Genomic DNA, 6,820 nt, shown 5'->3' with positions numbered 1-6,820 from the left:
ATGTCGAGGGGCCGTACAAGTCCGATCACTACCGCTACTGATCCCTGCCGCTTTCCCGGGAAAGCGCGGTACTCGCGTCCGCGCGGTGCTCGCACTTTCCCGGGAAAGTGCGAGATATGGGACGGGGCGGTGGGGATCTTCGTGACCTCAGCTCCACTCCACAGCCATGCCCGCAAGGCCGGGACCCGCGTCCCGGAAGAACGCACTGGTCACCCCGCCGACGTCACACGGGAGATCGGCCGACTCGACCGGCACGGCGTCCTCGCGGGTACGGAACTGGCGCGTGCACCGGGCGGGCAGCGCCCTGCGGTGGAAACGCATCTGCAGCAGGTAGCTCACGCACTGGTCGCGGAACAGGCGGAAGTAACCGGGTGAGATGCCGCCGGAATCGTCTCTGATCTCGAAGCAGAACACGTGGATGGTGTCCGCGGGCAGCACCCGGTCGAAGAGCAGTTCGACGGCAAGGGTGCTCCCGCCCTCGTCCCGTCGCATCCGGCCGATGCGGCACCCTTCCGCCGTGTGCAGGACGGCGTCCTCGATCCGGCAGCCCTCGTCACCGTTGTAGAGCGTCACGTAGCGGTCGGGCCCCGGCTTACGGGAACGCGTCACGAGCCTGGTCGAGATGGCGCGCTGCCGGTGCTGCGCATCGAACGTCACGGTGTCGTGCACGGAGAGCAGTTCGAGATCGGCGTTGTACCGGTTGGATGAGGGGTAGGCGCCGAGTTGGCTGAGCAGCCGGTCCGCGATCGGTCCGCTGTCGCCGTGCCGCAGGTCGGCGAACGAAGCGGGCATCAGCCGTGCTCGTTCGATCGCGGGGTTGGCCAGCAGCGCGACCAGGGAGCCCGGTGGCAGCTCCAGCACCGATTCCAGCGCGCGGACGGCGGCCATGCCCTTCGGTAGTTCTGGCCTGCGCACCCCACGCTGCCAGTAACTCAGGGTGGACTGACCGACCTGTACACCGCGCTGCACGAGATGGGCGCGCAACCTGGCGAGGGACAGCCCGCGCCGCGCGATCGCTTGCCGCAGGGCCTCGGCGAAGTCGGGTGGAACGGAGTGGTCGGGGGTCTTCGGCGGTAATGGGTGCGCGTCCAGCTTCTCGGACACCACGGGTCCCTTCACCGACGAGTGAGCGTGCACTCGTGAACGCCACGGAATGTTCACTCGGACGACTGACGTCGCCGGACCGAACCCTACGTAAACCAGCCTCGCCAGGGCAAGAACGTCGTTCCGCGTTCGACGATTCATCCGGAACGATCCGGGTGCGTGCTGACCGCCTTGCCTCATCGGGCCGCGCTGCTCACCGTTGTGGCAGTCAACGGTTCGACGTCAGGAGGTGCGGCGATGCTGAGTTTTCGGACTACGCGGGTCGCGGCACTTCCCCCGGCGGCGCTGACGACGCACATCTGCACGACGACAGGCGATCACGTGCCACGGTGCTCGCGACGGCGGAAACGCTGTCCGGGTCACCGCCCTGCTGGCCCGGTCGCCGGTCGTGTTGCTGGGCGGTCTGGTGGTGATCGGTGCGGTGGCCCTCTTCCTGCGGTCGGCCATCGGGTTTGAACGGTCCTGACCCGCCCCCGAACCGATGGGCCCGGTGTGTGCTGACACCGCCGGGCCCATCGGTCGGCCACTCCGGCCGTAAAGTGTCGGCCGTGGGGCGACTTGTGGTGATCGAAGGGCTTGACGGCGCGGGAAAGAACACCCTGACCGGCAGGCTGACGGCCGCGCTGCGAGATGCGGGCGCGGAAGTGTCGACGATGGCGTTTCCCCGATACGGCGAGAGTGTCCACGCCGACCTGGTCCGGGAAGCGCTGCACCGCGAGCACGGCGATCTGGCCGACTCGGTGTACGGGATGGGTCTGCTGTACGCGCTGGACCGTCGTGGTGCGGGGCCGCAGATCAGTGCCCGCCTCGCCCAGTGCGACGTACTGCTGCTCGACCGCTACGTCGCCTCCAACGCGGCATATCAGGCCGCGCGGCTGCAACAGGACATCGACGGGCCGGTGGTCGAGTGGGTCAGGCAGCTGGAGATCGACCGGTTCGGCCTGCCCGTGCCCGATCTGCACATCCTGCTCAGGGTGCCGCCCACCGTCGCCGCGTCGCGGGCCGAGCACCGGGCCCGCTCGGAGGCGGACAGGGCCCGGGACGTATTCGAGTCCGACGACGGGCTGCAACAGCGCTGCGCGAAGGTGTATGACCAGTTGGCGGCGCGGAACTGGCTCAGTCCCTGGCATGTGGTCGACGGGGTCGAAGGGGTCGACACGGCGGCTCTCGCCGCGCGTCTGCGGTAGCTCGTGATGACCCCTCCGGCGCCCGTTCGGCCATGGTCCAATCGGGCTAGTCGGGGCCGTGATCGCTGGGTCCTGTACGCCGGAGCTGTCCCAAGTGCGAATATGTGCTCATGAAGGCACGTGTGCTGGTCGTCGACGACGACCCTGCTCTGGCGGAGATGCTCACCATCGTGCTGCGTGGGGAGGGCTTCGATACGGCAGTAGTCGCGGACGGTTCTCGAGCGCTGCCCGCGCTGCGCGAACTCAAACCTGACCTCGTACTCCTCGATCTGATGCTTCCCGGAATGAACGGCATCGACGTCTGCAAGGCGATTCGTGCGGAGTCCGGGGTCCCGATCGTCATGCTCACCGCGAAGAGCGACACCGTCGACATCGTCCTCGGGTTGGAGTCCGGTGCGGACGACTACGTGGTCAAGCCGTTCAAGCCGAAGGAACTCGTCGCCCGGGTACGGGCCCGGATGCGCCGGACCGAGGCCGAGCCCGCGGAGTCGCTGGCCATCGGCGACCTCACGATCGACGTCCCTGGCCACGAGGTGACCAGGGAGGGCAAGGGCATCCCGCTGACGCCCCTCGAGTTCGACCTGCTCGTGGCGCTCGCCCGTAAGCCGAGGCAGGTCTTCACCCGTGAGGTGCTCCTGGAGCAGGTCTGGGGTTATCGCCACGCCGCAGACACCCGCCTGGTCAACGTCCACGTGCAGCGGTTGCGGTCCAAGGTGGAGAAGGATCCGGAGCACCCGGAGGTGGTGTTGACGGTGCGCGGCGTGGGGTACAAGGCCGGCCCGCCGTGACCACCGCGACCGTTCGTCCCGAGCTGCAGGAGGCGGGCCCTGCACGCGCCGTGAGGAACGAGCGGTGCCGAGAGTTACAGCCCGCCGTGACCACCGCGACCGTTCGTCCTGAGTTGCGGGGGGCGGGCCCTGCACGCGCCGTGAGGAACGAGCGGTGCCGAGAGTCGCAGCCCGCCGTGAGCGCGCGTGGCGGGAGCGGATGAGCGAGGGCCAGACCGGGTTCGGCAGGCGGGCGGTCGAGCTCGCCAGGCGGCTGGTGTCGTTCGGGCGGCGGCGCACGGTCGCCTTCGGTGAGCTGTGGCGGCACTCGCTGCAGTTCCGCGTCACGGTTTCCACCCTCGCGCTGTCCTCGGCGGTCGTCTTCGTGCTGGGGATGGTCCTGCAGAACCAGATCACCGAGCGGCTACTGGAGACGAAACGGCGTGCCGCGATCGCGCAGACCCGTGCGGTGGTGGCCACCGCCGAGGCCGAACTCGGCGACGTCGATACCGACCCCGACGCGCTGCAGCAGCGGCTGACGGCGGCGTTGAAACGGATCACCAGCAGTTCGAGTGCGGCGACCCAGGATCCAGGCACGTCGGCCGCTGGCGCTTTCGAGCCCGTGCTGGCCAGTGGAAACAGCGAGCGCGCCACCGGCGATCCGATCGCTGCCGGGCCGTACGACAGCGTTCCGCTCCGGCTGCGGCGGTTCGTCGAGTCGGGCCAGCTCACCTGGCAGATCCACACGGTGGCCGATCCGGCGAAGGGCAACGAGCGGACCACCTATCTGATCGTCGGCGCGCCGGTGCTGAACACCGTCAGCCAGATCCAGCTCTATCTGCTGTTCCCGCTGAGTAGCGAGCAGAACACCGTCACCACCGTGCAGAACACCCTGCTCGTCGGCGGGCTGGTCCTGCTGTTGTTGCTGGCAGGTATCACCAACTTGGTCACCCGCCAGGTGGTTCGGCCCGTACGCAGTGCGGCCACCGCGGCCGAACGGTTCGCCGGGGGCGATCTGGACGAACGGCTGGTCGTGTTCGGCGAGGACGACCTCGCCCGGCTCGCCGTGTCGTACAACGAGATGGCGGCCAGTATCCAGCGTCAGATCCGGCAGCTCGAGGAGTTCGGACAGCTGCAGCGACGGTTCACTTCGGACGTCTCGCACGAACTCCGGACACCGCTGACGACCGTGCGGATGGCCGCCGATGTGCTGCACGCGTCCAGGGAGCAGTTTCCGGCCGGGCTCGCCCGTTCCACCGAGCTGCTGGTGGACGAGCTGGACAGATTCGAGGCACTGCTCGGCGACCTGCTGGAGATCAGCAGGCTCGACGCGGGTGTGGAGGAACTGGCCGCGGAGTTGATCGACCTGCGGACGATCGCGCGCAGAGCGATCGAGCAGGTGCGAGTCATCGCGGGCAACGTCGGCAGCGACATCGAACTGCGGGTCCCGGACAGCGAGGTCAACGCGGAGGTCGACGCGCGGCGGTTGGAGCGGGTGCTGCGCAACCTGCTGGCCAACGCCGTCGACCACAGTGAAGGAAAGCCCGTGCGGGTCCAGGTCGCGGGCAACGACACCGCCGTGGCGGTGACCGTGCGCGACTACGGTGTGGGACTACGCCCTGGCGAGGCCGATCTGGTGTTCAACCGGTTCTGGCGGGCCGATCCTTCGCGTAACCGGCGCACCGGCGGCACGGGCCTCGGGCTCGCGATCAGCCATGAGGACGCCCGTCTGCATGGTGGCACCCTGGAGGCGTGGGGCGAACCGGATCGGGGCGCCTGCTTCCGGCTGACGCTGCCCCGCGTTCAGGGCGAGCCGATCGGGCAGAACCCGCTCGCCCTGCCGCCGGAGGAACCGATGGTGATCGACGCCGAGCCGGAACAGCCTCGCCTGATCGAGCGGGGACCGGACGAGGACGAAGCGAGCGGCACTCGCGACTCCGGCGGCGACCGGGCACTGGGTGATGGGCAGCGGCACGAGGAGGTCAGGTGAACGGCGTCGGGGTGAGACGTGGCCGCTTGCTGCTGGCATTGCTGGCCTGCCTTGCTGTTGTCGGCGGATGCGCCAACGTCCCCGAGGAGTCCACTCCGGAAGTCGTCACCGGTGAGCGTCTCGGCCAGATCTCCCCGGACATCCCGGAACCGGCGAAGGATCTCGATGTCCTGACCGTGGTCCGGGACTTCGTTCGTGCCAGTGCGCGGCCGGCCGGTGATAACGCGGCCGCCCGCGTCTACCTGGATGAGCAGGCGCGCAAGACGTGGCGGCCCGCGCAGGGCATGTCGATCATCGAGAACACGTTCGGCACGGTCTACGCGACCGGTGATGCCAGACCTGTCGATCCCAACGAGCGCGTCGTCATCGTGCGCGGTTTCCAGGTGGGCAGGCTCGGCCAGGACAGCGCGTTCATCGCCGCCAAGACGCCGTACGAGCTGCCGATCCGGGTGCGGAGGCAGGTGGATGGCCAGTGGCGCATCGTGGATCCGCCCGCCAACCTGGTGGTCACCGAGGAGGACTTCGCGGCGAACTACTTCCGCGTACCGGTGTACTTCTTTGCCCAGGATCCCAGCGCGCTGGTGCCCGATCTGCGATACGTGCCGGCCAGGCCGCAGTCCGAGCTGGCGGGCCGGGTGGTGGACCTGTTGCTCGCCGGTCCTTCGGAGGGGCTCAGCGGTGCCGTCCGTAACCCGCTCGGTGACGACGCCGTGCTGGACAACAACGTGAATCCCACGGCCGACGGAGCCCTCCTCGTGCCACTGTCCGGCCTGGAGGACAGAAGTGAGAACGAGAAACAGCTCATCGTCGCGCAGGTGGTGCGCTCCCTGCAGAACGTCACGGTGAGCCGGATCCGGATCCTGTCCGACGGTGCGGCGCTGATCGATGGACACGTCGACTGGCGGCCCAGCGAACTGCCCTCCTACGAGGCACTGGTCGCCCCCAGCGCGGATCTGCCCGGGCTCATGGTGCTGGAGGGACGGCTTCGGTCGCTGGGCGACGGCAGGCCGGTACCCGGTCCAGCCGGTGCCGGTGCTTACGACATTCAGAGTGCCGCACAGTCGATAGGCGGTACGCAGCTGGCCGTCGTGGAGGAGACCGACGACGGGGCGCGGTTGCGGGTCGGTGAGTCGGGGGCAGCGCTTCCCGTGGTCGAGCAGACCGGAAATACGCTGAGCAGGCCCACGTGGCGCCCTTCGTCCGGGCCGAACGCGGCTTCCAGCGAGGTCTGGACGGCGGTCGACGGCGAGCAGATCGTGCGGGTACTGCGTACCCCGCAGGGCGGCTGGACCCCGCAACCGGTGGACGCCACCGACATCGCCGCGATCGGGCCGATCACTGATCTGCGGCTGTCCCGTGACGGTGTCCGCGTCGCCGCTGTCGCGGGCGGAAAACTGGTGGTCGCCTCGGTGGTCCGCAGTTCGGACTCGGTGACGCTGCGAGCCCCGAGGGTGCTGCAGGAGGGCACGCTCGGCAATATCGTCGACGTGGACTGGGCGACCCAGGACACCCTGGTGGTCGCCACCTCGCTGCAGTCCGCCCCGGTGGCCAGGCTGCCGGTGGACGGATTGCGGCTGGACAAGTTCAGCGGTTCGAACCTGACACCACCGGTCACCGCCGTGACGGCCGCACCGAGCAGGTCGACCGTGGTGGCCGACTCCATGGGCCTGTGGACGGCGGGCGACGTCGGCGAGGTGTGGCGGCCGCATCCGCAGTCGCCAGGCGGGGACGCGCTGCCGTTCTACCCCGGCTGAGCGGCAGCTTCGCGACGG

General features: G+C 68.9%; 5 protein-coding genes. 4 read left to right on the top strand and 1 reads right to left on the bottom strand.

Annotation, left to right across the window (positions count from 1 at the left end; all coding sequences use genetic code 11):
* Positions 1-147: 147 nt before the first annotated feature.
* Positions 148-1,104, bottom strand: a complete 957-nt coding sequence (locus D0C15_RS15630) for a helix-turn-helix domain-containing protein (RefSeq protein ID WP_425455398.1) — start codon at positions 1,102-1,104, stop codon at positions 148-150.
* Positions 1,105-1,652: 548 nt separating this feature from the next.
* On the opposite strand from D0C15_RS15630, the gene D0C15_RS15625 reads away from it, so the two are divergent.
* The 4 genes from D0C15_RS15625 to D0C15_RS15610 all read left to right on the top strand — a co-directional run bounded on the left by D0C15_RS15625 (position 1,653) and on the right by D0C15_RS15610 (position 6,802).
* Positions 1,653-2,291 (top strand): dTMP kinase, encoded by a 639-nt coding sequence (locus D0C15_RS15625; protein WP_116045851.1) that lies wholly within the window; start codon positions 1,653-1,655, stop codon positions 2,289-2,291.
* Positions 2,292-2,401: 110 nt separating this feature from the next.
* Positions 2,402-3,079 (top strand): MtrAB system response regulator MtrA, encoded by a 678-nt coding sequence (gene mtrA, locus D0C15_RS15620; protein WP_091678828.1) that lies wholly within the window; start codon positions 2,402-2,404, stop codon positions 3,077-3,079.
* 199 nt (positions 3,080-3,278) lie between these two features.
* Positions 3,279-5,048, top strand: a complete 1,770-nt coding sequence (mtrB, locus tag D0C15_RS15615; RefSeq protein WP_116045808.1) for an MtrAB system histidine kinase MtrB — start codon at positions 3,279-3,281, stop codon at positions 5,046-5,048.
* Entirely contained in the window at positions 5,045-6,802 is a 1,758-nt protein-coding gene (locus D0C15_RS15610) for an LpqB family beta-propeller domain-containing protein (protein ID WP_245975830.1), read from the top strand. The genes mtrB and D0C15_RS15610 overlap by 4 nt, the downstream gene beginning before the upstream one ends.
* The last annotated feature ends 18 nt before the right edge of the window (positions 6,803-6,820 follow it).

The sequence above is a fragment of the Amycolatopsis palatopharyngis genome (genome assembly GCF_003385185.1).
GTDB classification, from domain to species: Bacteria; Actinomycetota; Actinomycetes; order Mycobacteriales; family Pseudonocardiaceae; genus Amycolatopsis; species Amycolatopsis palatopharyngis.
This window is presented reverse-complemented; position numbering and strand designations above follow the sequence as displayed.

Excerpts from the sequence above, each read along its gene's own strand:
- mtrA (WP_091678828.1), top strand. The coding sequence starts at position 2,402 with ATGAAGGCACGTGTGCTGGTCGTCGACGACGACCCTGCTCTGGCGGAG.
- mtrB (WP_116045808.1), top strand. The coding sequence starts at position 3,279 with ATGAGCGAGGGCCAGACCGGGTTCGGCAGGCGGGCGGTCGAGCTCGCC.